Source organism: Chitinimonas sp. JJ19, from assembly GCF_036961565.1.
GTDB lineage: Bacteria > Pseudomonadota > Gammaproteobacteria > Burkholderiales > Chitinimonadaceae > Chitinimonas.
The window spans coordinates 89586-105498 of sequence record NZ_JBAMDD010000006.1; the positions used below are offsets into that span (position 1 = coordinate 89586).

The 15913-nt window shown below is 64.7% G+C and carries 16 protein-coding genes; 12 read left to right on the forward strand and 4 right to left on the reverse strand.

Annotated features, from left to right (window positions below):
- The first annotated feature begins 313 nt into the window (after positions 1-313).
- The 10 genes from V7714_RS09275 to V7714_RS09320 all read left to right on the forward strand — a co-directional run bounded on the left by V7714_RS09275 (position 314) and on the right by V7714_RS09320 (position 8340).
- Positions 314-517 (forward strand): hypothetical protein, encoded by a 204-nt coding sequence (locus tag V7714_RS09275; RefSeq protein ID WP_335709459.1) that lies wholly within the window; start codon positions 314-316, stop codon positions 515-517.
- Positions 514-1704: a chromate efflux transporter gene (gene chrA / locus V7714_RS09280; RefSeq protein ID WP_335709460.1), complete on the forward strand. Its 1191-nt coding sequence runs from the start codon at positions 514-516 to the stop codon at positions 1702-1704. Before V7714_RS09275 ends, chrA begins: the two co-directional genes overlap by 4 nt.
- A gap of 49 nt (positions 1705-1753) precedes the next feature.
- Positions 1754-2497 carry an NRDE family protein gene (locus V7714_RS09285; RefSeq protein ID WP_335709461.1) on the forward strand — a complete coding sequence of 248 codons (744 nt, stop codon included), beginning with the start codon at positions 1754-1756 and terminating at the stop codon, positions 2495-2497.
- A 3-nt stretch (positions 2498-2500) separates the two neighbouring features.
- Positions 2501-3487, forward strand: a complete 987-nt coding sequence (locus V7714_RS09290; RefSeq protein ID WP_335709462.1) for a cation diffusion facilitator family transporter — start codon at positions 2501-2503, stop codon at positions 3485-3487.
- Positions 3488-3630: 143 nt separating this feature from the next.
- Complete coding sequence (locus V7714_RS09295) at positions 3631-3930, forward strand: putative quinol monooxygenase (RefSeq protein WP_335709463.1); 300 nt, start codon at positions 3631-3633, stop codon at positions 3928-3930.
- A 10-nt stretch (positions 3931-3940) separates the two neighbouring features.
- A complete protein-coding gene (locus V7714_RS09300; protein WP_335709464.1) occupies positions 3941-5137 on the forward strand; it encodes a glycosyltransferase family 4 protein in 1197 nt (398 codons plus the stop codon).
- A 113-nt stretch (positions 5138-5250) separates the two neighbouring features.
- Positions 5251-5667 (forward strand): CoA-binding protein, encoded by a 417-nt coding sequence (locus V7714_RS09305; protein ID WP_335709465.1) that lies wholly within the window; start codon positions 5251-5253, stop codon positions 5665-5667.
- 77 nt (positions 5668-5744) lie between these two features.
- Positions 5745-6578, forward strand: coding sequence for a diaminopimelate epimerase (gene dapF, locus V7714_RS09310; protein WP_335709466.1), 834 nt, complete (start codon positions 5745-5747; stop codon positions 6576-6578).
- Between the two features lie 161 nt (positions 6579-6739).
- Positions 6740-7396 (forward strand): DUF484 family protein, encoded by a 657-nt coding sequence (locus V7714_RS09315; RefSeq protein ID WP_335709467.1) that lies wholly within the window; start codon positions 6740-6742, stop codon positions 7394-7396.
- A gap of 47 nt (positions 7397-7443) precedes the next feature.
- Positions 7444-8340, forward strand: coding sequence for a tyrosine recombinase XerC (locus V7714_RS09320; RefSeq protein ID WP_335709468.1), 897 nt, complete (start codon positions 7444-7446; stop codon positions 8338-8340).
- Between the two features lie 42 nt (positions 8341-8382).
- On the opposite strand, the gene V7714_RS09325 is transcribed toward V7714_RS09320, so the two are convergent.
- The 4 genes from V7714_RS09325 to V7714_RS09340 all read right to left on the reverse strand — a co-directional run bounded on the left by V7714_RS09325 (position 8383) and on the right by V7714_RS09340 (position 12591).
- Positions 8383-9888, reverse strand: coding sequence for a tripartite tricarboxylate transporter permease (locus V7714_RS09325; RefSeq protein WP_335709469.1), 1506 nt, complete (start codon positions 9886-9888; stop codon positions 8383-8385).
- A 38-nt stretch (positions 9889-9926) separates the two neighbouring features.
- The gene (locus V7714_RS09330) at positions 9927-10388 is read right to left on the reverse strand and encodes a tripartite tricarboxylate transporter TctB family protein (RefSeq protein ID WP_335709470.1); all 462 of its coding nucleotides are present in this window, start codon (positions 10386-10388) and stop codon (positions 9927-9929) included.
- 86 nt (positions 10389-10474) lie between these two features.
- Positions 10475-11446, reverse strand: coding sequence for a tripartite tricarboxylate transporter substrate binding protein BugD (locus tag V7714_RS09335; protein ID WP_335709471.1), 972 nt, complete (start codon positions 11444-11446; stop codon positions 10475-10477).
- A 143-nt stretch (positions 11447-11589) separates the two neighbouring features.
- Entirely contained in the window at positions 11590-12591 is a 1002-nt protein-coding gene (locus tag V7714_RS09340) for a TRAP transporter substrate-binding protein (protein ID WP_290333994.1), read from the reverse strand.
- 309 nt (positions 12592-12900) lie between these two features.
- On the opposite strand from V7714_RS09340, the gene V7714_RS09345 reads away from it, so the two are divergent.
- Together V7714_RS09345 and V7714_RS09350 are read left to right on the forward strand one after the other, a co-directional pair.
- Positions 12901-15216 (forward strand): PAS domain-containing sensor histidine kinase, encoded by a 2316-nt coding sequence (locus V7714_RS09345; RefSeq protein ID WP_335709472.1) that lies wholly within the window; start codon positions 12901-12903, stop codon positions 15214-15216.
- A gap of 28 nt (positions 15217-15244) precedes the next feature.
- Positions 15245-15850 carry a response regulator transcription factor gene (locus V7714_RS09350; protein WP_284195688.1) on the forward strand — a complete coding sequence of 202 codons (606 nt, stop codon included), beginning with the start codon at positions 15245-15247 and terminating at the stop codon, positions 15848-15850.
- The last annotated feature ends 63 nt before the right edge of the window (positions 15851-15913 follow it).

Consider the following 15913-nt stretch of genomic DNA (forward strand, 5'->3'; position numbering starts at 1 on the left):
TATGGCTGCTGGCCATGCTGCTGGGGCGCCGCTCTCCCCGTTCCGTAGAGCCTGTTCACGATCTTTTCACCCCGTCGCCGGACCGGAAAAGGGTCAGGTACAAGGCGGACGACGCAGGCAATAGCCGGTTATTACCAAGGAGTCCAACGCAGTACATGACCCTTTTCCGGTCCGGCCCTACGGGTTCCGGGCACTGCCGGCAGCGACCAGCGTTACAAGCCGCTTGCGGTACCGGTACCGGAACCCGTACCGCGGCGCGGCTTGCGCCTTGTCCGCTATCCGGCATTGCCCGGAACGACGGGGTGAAAAGATCGTGAACAGGCTCTTACTGCCTCTTGCCACGGCCGCCTTGGTCGCTACGGCCGGCGAGCTGCTGGACAGGCATAACGCACTCAGCCTGCTGGGCCATTGGCACTGGCAAGCCAGCCTGCACGACTGGGTCAATACCCTGCTATGGCCCACCTTGCTATGCCTGCTGGCGCGCAGCGGCCGGCTCGATACGGCGTTGCGCGCATGACGCCCCCCAGCCTAGCCGACGCCAGTCGCTTCTGGTTCAAACTGGGCTTCATTTCCTTCGGCGGCCCTGCTGGCCAGATTGCCCTGCTGCGTGAAGAGCTGGTGGAGCGGCGGGGCTGGATAGACAGCGAGCATTTCAACCATGCCCTGGCCTATTGCATGCTGCTGCCAGGGCCGGAAGCACAGCAGCTGGCGACCTATCTGGGCTGGCTGCTGCATGGTCGGCGCGGTGGCATCATTGCCGGCCTGCTGTTCATCCTGCCCTCCCTGCTGCTGATGCTGCTGCTGGGCTGGCTGTATGTGCGCTTTGGCCAGAGCCCGGCAGCCAGCGCCATCAAGCTGGGTGTACAGCCCGTGGTCATTGCCCTGGTGGCCATGGCGCTGTGGCGCTTCGGCAGCAAGAGCCTGCATGGCCCGCAAGCCTGGTCGCTGGCGCTCGCGGCCTTCGCCATTGCCTGGTGGGCCTTGCTGCCCATACCACTATTGCTGCTGATTGCCGCCGGCCTGGGCTGGTGGCAACGCCCCACCGCCGCGACCAACGCCCCCCGGCCCGCCCTGGCACTACGGCGCCGGCTATTGCTCATACTGGGCTTTGTCGCTGTCTTCCTGGGCCTTGCCATCGGTCTGGCCCCCACCGGTCGGCTGGGCGAGATCGCCAGCGTCTGCGGCAAGGCTGCCCTGGTCAGCTTTGGCGGTGCCTACGCGGTGCTGCCCTATTACTTTGATGCCGCCGTGCGCCAGTACCAGTGGATAAGCGCCCCGCAGATGCTGGACGCCCTGGCCCTGGGTGAAACCACGCCCGGCCCCCTGATCATGGTCCTGGCCTTCGTCGGCTACCTTGCCGCCCCAGCAGGGCAGGGCTGGGCCGGCGCCCTGGTGGCCTCGCTGTTTACCTTCCTGCCCTCCTTTGTCTTTATCCTGGCCGGCGCACCACTGGTCGAGGCCACCCGCCACCTGCCCAGCGTGCGCGCGCCACTGGCCAGCATGGCCGCTGCCATCGTCGGCCTGATAGCCCAGTTGGCCCTGCTGCTGGGCCTGCATGTGCTGCTGCCGCAAGGTCGGCCCGACTGGCCAGCCCTGCTACTGGCCCTGGCCGGCTTTGTGCTGCTATGGCGTGGTTGGTCGGTGCTCAAGGTGCTGGCCCTGGGCTTGCTGGCAGGCCTGCTGCGCACTGCGCTGGCCATCTAGCCTGCGGCAATACCCCCCAACCGTGCCGCATTCGGCATAAACTGAGGGCATGTGCCTGATCGCCTTTCGGTGGGATCCCGCCCAACCCACCCCGCTCGTGGTAGCCGCCAACCGCGACGAGTTCTACGCCCGCCCCACGGCCGCTGCCGACTGGTGGGAGGACGAGCGCATACTCGGCGGACGCGACCTGGTGGCCGGAGGCAGCTGGATGGCCGTACGGCGGGATGGCCGTTTCGCCGCCCTGACCAACTACCGCGACCCCAGCCGCCACCTCGCCGATGCGCCCTCCCGGGGCGCCCTGGTGGCAGACTTCCTGCAGGGAGACTGCCATGCTGGCGAGTTCCTCGCTACGCTGCGCCGCGACATTGCCCGCTACAATGATTTCAACCTGCTGCTGTACGACGGCGAACGCCTGCTCGGCTATGAAAGCCGCCACGACACCGAGCTGCGCTTTGGCCGTGGCGTGCATGCGGTCTCCAATGCCCGCTTCGACACCCCCTGGCCCAAGGCAGAGCGGCTCAAGGCCGGCCTGGCCCGCCATGGCGAGGACGATGAGGCCTTGTTTGCCCTGCTGGCCGACCCCGCGCTGGCACCGGACGAGCAATTGCCAAGCACCGGTGTACCGCTGGAGTGGGAGCGCGCGCTGTCTGCCGCCTTTATCCGCACCCCGCAGTACGGCACCCGTGCCAGCAGCGTGCTACGGCTGGGGCGCCAGGCCATCAGCCTGACCGAGCGCCGTTTCGAGCGGGGCGAGTTCGTCGCCGCCGCCCATTTCGACTTTCCCCCGAGCTGAGCCATGGGCCACGACCACCATCATCACGATCTGCACACCGCCAGCCGCAAGCGCCTGCTACTGGCCCTGTTGCTGACGGCGGGCTACGCCGTCATCGAGGCCCTGGGCGGGTTGTGGACAGGCTCGCTGGCACTGCTGTCGGACGCCGGCCATATGCTGACCGACGCCGCTGCGCTAGGCCTGGCACTGTTCGCCCAGATGGTGGCACGCCGTCCTGCCTCGGCCCGCAACTCCTACGGCTATGCCAGGGCCGAAGTATTGGGTGCCCTGGTCAACAGCCTGTTCATGCTGGCCATCGTGGGCTGGATCGCCATCGAGGCGCTGGGCCGGCTGGTCAGTGCCAAGCCAGTGGATGGCCTGGGGGTCATGGCCATTGCCAGCGTGGGCTTGGTGGTCAACATCATTGCGGCCTGGCTGCTGTCGGGCGACAGCCACAATATGAACTCCCGCGCCGCCATGATGCATGTGCTGGGCGATCTATTGGGCTCGGTCGCCGCCATCGTCGCCGGCCTGGTGATCTGGGCCACCGGCTGGGCGCCGATAGACCCCATCCTGTCCCTGCTGGTGGTGGTGTTGATACTGCGCTCCACCTGGGCACTGGTACTGCAATCGAGCCATGTGCTGATGGAGGGCGTGCCGGCCCATCTCGACCTGCTCGCCATCGGCACCTCGCTGGCAGCCCTGCGCGGCGTGCAGTCGGTGCATGACCTGCATGTCTGGCACCTGGGGCCAGAGCGGGTGGCCCTGTCGGCCCACCTGGTGATAGACCAGCCGGACAGCTGGCCGCGCCTGCTGGCCGCCGGCCAGACCATGCTGGCCAAGGACTACGGCATAGACCATGTCACCCTGCAACCCACCTGGCCTGGCCAACTGCCGGCCGGCAAGGTTATTCCCCTGACGGCGGTGACCGAAGCAGGCCAGCCGCAGCACGACCATGAGCACAGCCATGGCCACCACCATCACGATCACCACCACGGCCACTCGCACTAAGAACCGCTACGCTGGGTCTTGGTGGCGGCTCTGAGAGCTTGGGCAGCATGCCCGCAAACCCAGCCTCTTGATATCCCCGGATGCAGGCCTCAACTATCAGCCTCGAATCACCAATAGGCTTTTATCAATAGAGAGGGGAATGCATGTTCAAGTCAGGCTATTACATCACCGCCGAGCTGCGGTTGAAGCACCCAGGCCAGTTGGAGCAGGCCAAAGCCGCCTTGGCGCAGCTATGCCAGCAGTCGCTCACCGAACCGGGCTGTAGCCTGTTCACCGCCCACCACGATGCCAGCCAGCCCAACCGCTTTGTGCTGTGGGAGCGGTTTGACGACGAAGCCGCCTTCAAGGCCCACTTCGCGGCCCCGCACACCCAACATTACATCGCCCAGGACCTGACCGAGGTGGTGCAGTACTTCCAGACCGATACCCTGCCCAGCCATTAACAAACTCTTCATGCCGCCGTCACGCGAGCGACATGGCCGTGCAGCTAGTCTGCGCGACATGGATAACCGCCCCCTGCATCTTGCCCTGATCACCGAAACCTTTCCGCCCGAGGTCAATGGTGTCGCCATGACCGTGGGCCGAATGGCGCATGGGCTGGCGGCACGGGGGCATAGGGTGGCGCTGGTACGTCCGCGCCAGCACCATCATGAAGCCAGCGGCCGCGACGAGCTGCTGGTCAGCGGCCTCAGGGTGCCGCGCTATCCTGATCTCAAGTTCGGCCTGCCTGCCACCGGCCAGCTACTGCGGCGCTGGCGCACGGACAGGCCCGACCTGGTCGTGGCCGTCACCGAAGGGCCGCTGGGTTGGAGTGCCTTGCGGGCTGCCCGCAAGCTGGGCATACCGGCCATCTCCGAGTTCCACACCAACTTCCACAGCTATAGCGCCCACTACGGCATGGCCTGGCTGGAGCGACCGGTACGCGGCTACCTGCGGCGCTTCCATAATCGCAATCTGGCCACCCTGGTGCCCAGCGAAGATGTACGCAAACGGCTGGCCGAACAGGGCTTCTGCAACCTGGAAATCGTGGCGCGCGGCGTCGATACCCAGTTGTTCGACCCGTCCCGCCGCTCGGCAGCCTTGCGCAGCCAGTGGGGGGCGGGTGAGCAAACCCAGGTGGTGGCCTATGTAGGGCGCATGGCGGCCGAAAAGAACCTGCCGCTGGTCCTGGCCGCCTTCCGCCAGATGCAGGCCATACGGCCGGACAGCAAGCTGCTGTGGGTAGGCGATGGCCCCGAACGGGCCGCACTGCAGGCCAACCACCCTGAGCAGTGCTTTGCCGGCATGCAGCGGGGTGTCGCGCTGGCGGATCATTACGCCTCGGCAGATGTCTTCCTGTTTGGCAGCACCACCGAGACCTACGGCAATGTCACCCTGGAGGCCATGGCTAGTGGCCTGGGGGTGATCAGCTATGACTATGCGGCCGCCCGCACCCATGTACGCCACCATGAAAACGGCTTGTTGGCGCGCTTTGACGACGATGCCGACTTTGTCGACCAGGCCCGCTATGCGGCCAGCTACCCCAGCGTGATGCGGGCCTTGGGCCAGGCAGCCCGCCAAACCACCCTGCCGCTGGGTTGGGAGGCCATCGTCCACCGCTTCGAAGATGTCGCCCGCGCCGCCCTGGCGCGTGCGGGTGCACCCGGCTAGATAGCAGGTCGGCACGGCCAGCGCGCGCAATAACACGCTAAGGTTTTGTCGGCAGTGCCCAGTCAGACCGCCCCCCGGTCCCCGTCTGGCCCTGCCTATGGCATCATCCGGCCATGTTCCAGAATCCCCCCGACACCGTACTGCTGGCCTTGCTGCAGGCCCGCCCCCGCATCGCCGTGGTTGGCCTGTCACCCCGGCCCGATCGACCCAGCTATCGCGTTTCGCGCCAGATGCTGGCCTGGGGTTTCGACATCGTGCCGGTCAGACCCATGGTAGCCGAGGTGCTGGGCCAGCCCGCCTACGCCAGCCTGGAAGCCGTGCCCGGCCGCATAGGCCTGGTCAATGTGTTCCGCAATGCCAACGAAGTGGATACCGTGGTGGACAGCGCCATTGCCATCGGCGCACCGGCCATCTGGATACAGCAAGGTATCATCAACCACCCAGCGGCCTTGCGCGCCCAGGCGGCCGGCCTGACGGTGGTGATGGACCGCTGCATCATGGTCGAGTACGCCCACCTGGCCACTGCCTGAGCGTCTGTTCACAGCGCCGACCGGTTGACGACACTGTCCGCAGCGGTTAAACCATGGCAACGCCAAGGAAAACCACCATGAAACTTCGCTTCACCAAGATGCAGGGCCTGGGTAACGATTTCGTCGTGCTGGATGGCGTCAGCCAGGCCCTGGCACTGAGCCCCATACAGCTGCGCCAGCTGGGCGACCGCCACTTCGGCGTGGGCTGCGACCAGATACTGCTGGTGGAGAATCCCCACCATCCCGATGCCGACTTCCGCTACCGCATTTTCAACGGCGCCGATGGCGGTGAAGTGGAGCAATGCGGCAATGGCGCCCGTTGTTTTGTCCGCTTCGTGCATGATCGCGGCCTTACCGGCAAGCGCACCATCCGGGTAGAGACGGCACGCGGCCTGATCACCCCCAGGCTGGAGGATAACGGCCTGGTGACCGTGGACATGGGCGCACCACGCTTCAAGCCCGCCGAGATTCCCTTTATTGCCGACCATGAGGCAATCAGCCACAGCATCAAGGTGGCGGCGCGTATGGTGGAGATCAGCGCGGTGTCCATGGGCAATCCGCACGCGGTACAGGTGGTGGAGAACGTCGACAACGCCCCAGTGGCGCTGGAGGGCCCCATCATCGAGCACCATCCGCTGTTCCCCGAGCGGGTCAACGCCGGTTTCATGCAGATTGCCAGCCGCAGCGAGATACGCCTGCGCGTCTACGAGCGTGGTGCCGGCGAGACCCTGGCCTGCGGCACTGGCGCCTGTGCCGCCGTGGTGAGTGGCATACGCCGTGGCTTGCTCGACCCTAGCGTGCGGGTACACACCCGGGGGGGCGAACTGAGCATCAGCTGGGCCGGCGAGGACCAACCTGTGCTGATGACCGGGCCGGCCGTCACGGTGTTCGAGGGTGAGATTGAGCTTTGAGGACCTGTTATCAAGGTCAGGCTATGCTCACTCAGCCCCCAACACCCAGCTGTGACTTGCCTCCATCAGCAGGCCCTCAACCGACGCTTGCGATACAGCGACTTTCGCCCTAATACTTGCAGGCGCCAAGGCCCTGAATCCTCCCTTACCCGAGACCCGACATGACGATCCAATCCACCGACGTAGCAAGCTGGCTGCAGGCCCATCCCCAGTTCTTCGAGGAATATGCCGACCTGGTGGCAGAGATCTTCATTCCCCACCCCCACGGTGGCCGCGCCATCCCCATCGCCGAGCGGCAGATACTGACCCTGCGCGAGCGGAACAAGCTGATGGAAAGCAAGCTGGGTGAACTACTGCAGTTTGGCGAAGAGAACGACCAGATAGGTGACAAGGTGCATAGGCTCACCGTGGCGCTGCTGCAATCGCGCGATCTGGCGGGCGTGCTGGGCACGCTCAACTACCATCTGCAAGAGAACTTCCGCGTGCCCCACCTGGCCGTGCGCTTGTGGGGCGGCGAGGTGGATGAGACCCTGAGCGAGTTCGCCCCCACCAGCGACGATATCAAGACCCTGGCGCAAAGCCTGACCACCCCCTATTGCGGCCCCTATGTCACCGATGAGGTCATGGCCTGGCTGGGTGAATCGGCACCGCACCTGAAATCATTCGCACAGGTGGCCCTCAAGAATGACGGCGTTCCCTTTGGCATCCTGGTACTGGCCAGCGAAGACCCGCAGCGCTTCTACCCCGAAATGGGCACGCTTTACCTGGCCCGCATCGGCGAGCTGGTGGCCGCTGCGCTGAGCCGCTGCCTGGATTAAGCTATGCCACACCGGCCACCCTGCAGCCAACCCGACGGGGCCGCCCGATGACGCCGCTGGAACGCCTGGACCGCTACCTGACCGGCGAGCAGGGCAAGTCGCCCGCCACCCGTTCCGCCTACCTGGCAGATGCCCAGCTGCTGCTTACGCTGGCCGGCGACACCGCCATGGAAAACCTGACCCCGCGCGAAATCCGCGGCTTTGTCAGGCGGATGAAATCGCAGGGCCACGATCATCGCAGCATCGCCCGTCGCCTGTCGGCCTGGCGTGGCTGGTTCAAGCTGCTGGTGCGTGAAGCGGGCTTTGCCAGCAATCCGGTCGAAGGCATCAAGGCGCCCCGCGCGGCCCGCAAGCTGCCCCGCCCCATAGGCGTGGACGAAGCCCAGGGCTTTCTGGAGCACCTGGACGAGGACGACCCACTGGCCCGGCGCGACCGCGCCATGTATGAACTGGCCTACTCGGCCGGCTTGCGGGTGTCTGAACTGGTCGGTGCCGAGCTGGCGGATTTTCGCGACGAGGGACGGACGCTGCAGGTACTGGGCAAGGGCGGCAAATCGCGCCAGGTACCGGTTGGCGACTACGCCCGCCAGGCCTTGGATAACTGGCTGGTGGATAGGGCCAGCCTGGTGCAGCCTGGCGAAACCGCCCTGTTTCTCAACCAGCGTGGCCGCCGCATGAGCACCCGGGCGGTGCAGTTGCGGCTGGCGGAATGGTCCACCAAGTTAGGCCTGGCCGACCGCCTCCATCCCCACCGCCTGCGCCACGCCTGCGCCAGCCACTTCCTGCAAGGCAGCCAGGACTTGCGCGCCACCCAGGAGCTGCTGGGCCACAGCAGCATCGCCACCACTCAGGTCTACACCCGGCTGGATTTCCAGCACCTGGCCAGCGTCTACGACGCCGCCCACCCCCGCGCCCACGCCAGCGACGACGAAGCCGATACCTAGGCAGCCCAAGCGGGCCAGCCTAGGCGGCGCAAAAACCCCTTACTACTCTTCCTCCTGGAAGGCCTCCTCCCGCTTCTTGCGTATGGCCGGCAACAGCACCACGGCCATGGCTGCTGCTGCCATCAGCAACATCACCAGGCTGCCTGGGCGCTGCAGGAATACCAACGGATCCCCACGCGACAGCAACAGGGCGCGGCGCAGGTATTCTTCCATCAAGGGCCCCAGGATAAAGGCCATCAGCATGGGTGCTGGCTCGCACTCCAGCTTGGAGAAGACGTAGCCGGCCACGCCAAAGCCGGCCATCAGCCAGACATCGTATTCGGCGTTATTCACGCTGAATACCCCGATGGCACAGAACACCAGTATCACGGGGAAAAGCAGGTGATAGGGCACCGAGATCATCTTCACCCACAGGCCTATCAGCGGCAGGTTGAGAATGATCAGGAAGAAATTGCCCACCCACATCGACGCAATCAGGCCCCAGAACAACTGCGGCTGTTCGGTCATCACCGCCGGCCCAGGGCTGATACCCTGGATGATCATGGCGCCTATCATCAAGGCCATGACTGGGCTGGAGGGTATGCCCAAGGTCAGCATGGGGATGAAGGAGGTTTGCGCACCGGCGTTATTGGCCGACTCCGGCCCCGCCACCCCTTCGATGGCGCCCTGGCCGAACTCCTCGGGGTGCCTGGACAGCTTCTTTTCCAGCGAATAGGCAGAGAACGACGCCAGCACGGCCCCGTTGCCAGGCAGGATGCCCAGCAGGGAACCGAGGCCAGTGCCCCGTATTATCGGCCCCAGCATGCGCTTGAAATCCGCCTTGCTGGGCCATAGCCCGGAGACATGCTTGATCATGGCCTCGCGGGTGGATTCATGCTCCAGGTTGCGGATGATCTCGCCCAGCCCGAACATGCCCATGGCCAGCACCACGAAACCTATGCCGTCAGCCAGGCGTGGCTCGTCAAAGGTAAAACGCTGCTCGCCCGAGTTGACATCGGTACCCAGGGTACCCAGCAACAGCCCCAGCAAGATCATGCCAAAGGCCTTGAGCAATGAGCCATGCGCCAGCACGATGGACGCCACCAAGCCCAGCAGCATCAGCGATGCATATTCGGCAGGGCCAAACTTGAGCGCCAGCTCGGCCAGCGGTGGCGCGGCCACCGCGATCAGCACGGTGGCCACTGTACCCGCCGCGAACGAACCTATGGCCGCCGTGGCCAATGCCACCCCGGCGCGGCCCTTGCGCGCCATCTGGTGGCCATCCAGCGCCGTGACCACCGAAGAAGCCTCGCCCGGCAGATTCACCAGGATGGCGGTAGTAGAGCCACCATACTGGGCGCCATAGTAGATACCGGCCAGCATGATCAGCGACGATTCCGGCGGCAGGGTAAAGGTCATCGGCAACAGCATGGCGATGGTAGCGATGGGGCCCAGCCCCGGCAGCACACCGATCAGCGTGCCCAGAAACACACCGCCCAGGCAGTACAGCAGGTTCTGCACCGTCAGCGCGGACTGGAATCCCAGTCCCAGATTACTCAACAGCTCCATGGCGGCCTCTCAGGCTAGGGTAACGACGCAACACAGGCTCAGAAGCCGAACCAGGGCCCCAACAGTTGCATGGGCAGGCCCAAGCCCTTGATGAAGATTAGCCAGCTGAACACACACATGCCCATTGCCAGCGGCACGGAGGCCTTGAGGCTGAAGCGCTCGCTGGCATAGGCGCTGACCGTCACCAGCAGCACGATGGCCGGCACCAGCCCGGCATCGCGTATCAGTATCCCAAAACAAGCTATCGGCACCACCACCAGCAACATGGATTTCCAGGCCAGCCTGCCTATGGGCGTGCCGTCGGTCCTGAAGGAACGCACCAGGCAGATCAGCCCCACCAGCAGCAAGCCGCCCGCCAGCACGCTGGGGTAATAACCGGGCCCCATACGCAGCAGGGTACCCATCTCGTAGTCGCGGGCCAGCACCAGCGCGGCACTGCCTATAGCGGTGAACAAGAGCCCGCTGAAGAAATCCTTGGTATTGCGTATCGTCGATGCCACGCAGTGCTCCTCATGCTGTTAGAGCGTAGCAAGGGCGGTCAACCCAGCCGCCCTGCCCATCAACACAGTCTGTGGAAACCAGGCTATCAGTCGGCGTACACGCCGGCCTTCTTGATGACTGGGCCCCATTTGTCGATTTCAGCCTTGAGGTGGCTGCGCAATGCCTCCGGCGTCATGCGGTTCTGTGCCGCCGGGTCAGTGCCCAGGTCATCCAACCTTTGCTTGATGGTGGCATCGCGGCCGGCTGTCTGCAGGGCTTGCACCAGCTTGTCGATGATGGGCTTGGGTGTGCCCTTGGGGGCATACAGGCCATGCCATACCACCACTTCAAAGCCGGGCAGGCCACTGCTGTCCAGCGTGGGCAGATTCGGCAGGGATTCCACCTTGGCCTTGGTGGTAACGCCATAGGCCTTGATCTTGCCGCCCTTGATCTGGCCGGTAGTGTTGGTGGTCTGGTCGCACATGAAATCCACCTGGCCGCCCAGCAGGTCGTTCATGGCCGGGCCGGTACCCTTGTAAGGCACCGTGGTCAGGTCGGTCTGCAAGGCGCTCATGAACAGCAGGCCACACAGGTGCGATGCCGAGCCGAGGCCGGCATTGGCATAGGTCACCTTGTCCTTGTTGGCCTTCACATAGGCCAGCAGCTCCTTGAGATCCTTGGCCGGGAAATCCTTGCGGGCTACGAAGGTCATGGGCACGTCGGCCACCAGGCCAATGGGCTCGAAGTCGGTAACCGCGTCATAGCTGAGCTTGCGATACAGCGCGGGGGCCGTGGATTGGCCGATATGGTGCAGAAAGATGGTATAGCCATCGGGTGCCGAACGCGCCACGCGGGCCGCCCCTAGCGTGCCGCCGGCACCACCCACGTTCTCCACGATCACCTGCTGCTTCAGGGTATTGCTCATGGACTGGGCGAACAGCCGGCCCACCGTATCGGTAGGGCCGCCTGCAGCGAACGGAATCACCATGGTGATGGTCTTTTCCGGGTAGGCCGCCTGGGCAATCCCGATGGCAGCCAGCGCGGCGGCGGCCCAGAGTTTGGCGTAGCGTGAGGTCATGTGTTGTCTCCTGTTTTATCTGACGGGTGTTGCAACAGGCTGGCAGGCCGTAGGCAGGCTGCCAGCCAAAGCGAATGGCGCGATTCAGGGCACACCAGCCCCCCCGGACACGGTGCCGGGCAGCCGGCGGCGCGGCTGGCGAGCTAGGGGTTGGCCGCCACCTCGCGAGCAATCTTGTAGGTGCCCAGCACCAGATCACGCCCGATGACATCCATGAATTGCGTATGTACCGGCAGCATGCGCTTGCGCAGCACTTCACGGTCGGCGGTGGGCAGCAGGTAGATTTCGGTGGTCTTGGCGGCGCGGATGGCCTCGAGCGCCTTGCGGTTCTCCTGGTCGGCCAGTTGCCGCTCAAACACCGTGGTCTCGCGCATGGCTTCGCCCAGTTGCTGCCGTATCTCCCCCGGCAAGCCATCCCAGAAGCGCTTGTTGACCACTACCGCATAGCCCAGATAACCATGCTGCGACAGCGTCAGGTGGGTCTGCACCTCGTACATGCGCTGGCTGTAGAAGTTAGACTCGGGGTTTTCAGTGCCGTCCACCACCCCCTGTTGCAACGCGCTATGCACCTCGGAGAAGGCCATCACCTGCGGTTGGGCACCCAGCGCCCGCATCTGCGCTTCCAGCACCTTGGACGATTGCACCCGCATCTTCACGCCCTTGAAATCATCGGGCTTGCGCAGGGGCTTGTTGGCCGAGAAATGCTTGAAACCGTTATCCCAGTAGGCCAGGCCCACCATGCCACGGGGCTCCAGCTGCTTGAACAGTCGCTGGCCTATCTCACCATCCATCACGCGGTACAGCACCTTGTCGCTGGGGAAGATATACGGCAGGTCGAACAGCTCGAACTGGCGCAGGCCCAGGGGGCCGAACTTGGACAGCGACGGCGCCAGCATCTGTACCGCATTGATCTGCAGCGCCTCCAGCTCTTCCCTGTCCTTGTACAGCTGGCTATTGGGATAGACCTGCACCTTGACCTTGCCCGCCGTCAGCTTCTCTGCCAGTTCCTTGAACTTCTCGGCAGCCCGGCCCTTGGGTGTATCCGGCGCCACCACATGGCTGAACTTGATCAGGATGGGGCCATCGGCATGGGCTAAACCGGTGGCGGCCAATAGAGCGGCGAGCAACAGGGGTGCCAAGCGCATGGTATGTCTCCGGATAGTTTCAGATAATCTAGATGAAATCGACGTCCCTGCGTCAGCTCAATTGCCGATTATCAGGGAAAGCCCCAAGCGGCAGCGCCGTAGCATCACCATAAGGTTAGTACCTGGCGGAGACGCCGCCTGCATTCCCTGGCGACAAGGAAAAGCCCACACACGCTGGCGTCCACTGCGGCCCGGCACATGATGTGCCTTTCCCAGCCCAGGCGTTACAGGCCGCATCGCCCCCCGGCCCGCTTGGAAACCTATCCATGCTGCAAGACCCGATAAGGCCAACCCCTGCTGAACAGGAACATGAAACGCCAATCCCATCTGCCCCGGCCGGATCGCTGGCTCTGGGCCATGCCCAACCTGGCGCTGATCTGCTTCCTGGCAGTCGGCGTGGCCTTGCTGCTGTTTATCCGCCATAACGAGCGTGAACGCCAGCACGATGAGCTGATCGAGGACGTACTGTGGCAGGAGCAAGCCCTGCGCAGCGAGCTGGTGGGCCGGCAGAATCAGCTGGAGACCCTGGCGCACGACTATGTCCGGGGCGACCTCAGCGAGGGCTCCTTCTACGGCCGCGCCAGCACCATCATGGCCGCCAACAGCGAGATCCTGGCCATCGCCCTCACCAACGAGTATGGCGACGCCATCTGGAGCTACCCTGCCCAGGCCATGGAACCGCTGCAGCTGCACCCGGCCGCCATCGAACCCTTGCAGCGCTCCGCCCGCATCGGCTTGGCCGCCAGCACCCCGCCATTCGACTATCCCGGCGCCGGCCAGGCCATCGCCCTGGCCGTGCCGGCCGTACAAGGCAACAGCACACTGGGCTCGTTTGTCGCCGTGGTGTCGCTCAAGGGCCTGCTGCGCACCTATGTGCCGTGGTGGATTGCCAAGCGCTACCAGATCGGCTTTGTTGATATCGAGGGCCAGACCCTGGCAGCCCGGCCGGAGCAGGCGGTGCCCGATGCCGGCCCGCTGTCCTACGACATCGCCTTCGACCCACCCGGTTATGGCCTGCGCCTGCGCGCCAAAGTGTTCCAGACCGGCTGGCCGTTCTGGCAGCACGCGCTCTACTGGGTACTGGCGGGCTTGTCGGCCCTGATGCTGTGGTCGCTATGGGTGCTCAAGCGCCATATGCGCGAGCGCCTGAGCGCCGAGCGGGCCATGCTGCGCGAAATGAACATGCGCCAGGCGCTGGAAGATTCGCTGGTGTCCGGGGTCTTTGCCACTGACCGCGAGGGCCGGACCCTGCATGTGAACCGGGCTTTCTGCCGCATGGTGGGCTTTGATGCCGAGCAGTTGCTGGGCGGTATTCCGCCGTTCCCCTATTGGCCAGCGGAGGCCCGCAGCCAGTGCGAGCAGGTGTTTGCCGCCATCCTGCGGGGTGAATGCCCGGTCAACGGCTTCTCGCTACGCTACCAGCGGCAGAGCGGCGAACGCTTTGATGTGCGGCTGTACTCCAGCCCGCTGATCGATGGCGACGGCCGCCATACCGGCTGGGTCGCCTCCATGACTGACGTCACCGAGTTGAAGCGCGAACGTGAGGCACTCAAGGCCTCGCACGAGCGTTTCGTGGCTGTGCTCAATGGCCTAGATGCCGCCGTGGCCGTGACTGACCGCCGCAATGGCGAGCTGCTGCTGTCCAACCGAGCCTTCCGCGAGGCCTTCCGCCTCAATCGGCCCGATGGCCCGCTGTGTGCGCTGCCCTTGCGCCATGCCGAGCCGGACGATGAATGGTATGACCCCATACTGGGCCGCTGGTACCAGCACCATAGGCGCGAAACCCTGTGGGTGGATCAATCCAATGTGTGGCTCGATATCGCCACCGATGTCACCGAACGCAAGCAGGCCGCCGACCGCGAGCGGCAACAGACCGAGCGGCTGCAGCAGACCGCCCGCCTGATCGCCATGGGCGAGATCGCCTCCAGCCTGGCACACGAACTGAACCAGCCGCTGGCGGCCATCTCCAGCTACAGCACCGCCTGCCGCAACCTGGTCAGCAGCGGCCAGATCAGCCCATCCGAACTCGACGGTGCGCTGGAAAAGATCGCCGAGCAGTCACGTCGGGCCGGCGCCATCATCCGTGGCATACGCGAGTTTGTGCAGAAGCGCGAACCCAAGCGTTCGGCCTGCGCGGTGGGGGATCTGCTCGACACCGTGCTATCGCTGCTGGCCGCCCCGCTCAACCGCTATTACGTCCGGCTGGTGGAGCTACGCCAGGCCGATGACACCGAGCTGTACGCCGACAAGGTCATGCTGGAGCAGGTGCTGTTCAATCTCTGCAAGAACGGCATCGAAGCCATGGTCGACAGCCCGCAGGAAAGCCGTGAACTGACGGTGGAGACCCACCGCCGCGGTGAGTGGCTGGACCTGATCGTGGCAGACCGCGGCCCCGGCATCCCGGCCGAAGAAGTCGAGAAGCTGTTCCGTCCCTTCTACACCACCAAGGCCGAGGGCATGGGCATGGGTCTCAATATCTGCCGCACCATCGTCGAACACCACCAGGGCCGCCTGGTGGTCGAGGCCCGCCCCGATGGCGGTAGCCGCTTTATTGTCAGCCTGCCCATTACCGAACGCCGTCCCGAGCCCAGCGCCGCCAACGCCTCGCTGGTGCATCGTCTATAAAGCCTACAACCCCAGCAGAGAGTCCATCATGCCGTCAGATCCCCGCATTGCCCTGGTCGATGACGACGCCGCCATCCGCGACGCCCTCAAATGGCTGTTCGCCTCGCGCGGCCACCAGCTTGCTTCCTTCGAATCCGCCGCCGCCTTGCTGGCCGACCGCGATCCCAGCCGCTTCGCCTGCCTGGTACTGGATCTGCGCATGCCCGGCATGGGCGGGATGGAGCTGTTCCAGACCCTGATCGGCAAGGGCTATACCCCGCCCACGGTCTTCCTGACCGGCCATGGCGACGTGCCCCAGGCCGTGGCCGCACTCAAGCAAGGTGCCGTGGATTTCCTGGAAAAGCCGTTTGACGACAATGCCCTGGTCAGCCTGGTGGAAAACTGCCTGCAGCTGGATACCGAACGCCGCGCCGCCTGGGACAGCCGCCGCCAGATAGAACGCCGGCTGGCCGAACTGACCCCGCGCGAGAAAGAGGTCATGGCCCTGTTCCTCGATGGCAAGCTCAACAAGCAGATCGCCGACGAGCTCGACATCAGCATGAAGACCGTGGAAGTCCACCGTGCCCGCGTGCTGGAGAAGATGGGTGTGAAGTCGGCAGTGGAGCTGGCCAACCTGCTCAAGGAGCTTGGCTAAGCGCCAACCTCTCTTGCTGGAGCCGCCCAGCCCATGAAAAAAGCCGCCTCGAAGGCGGCTTTC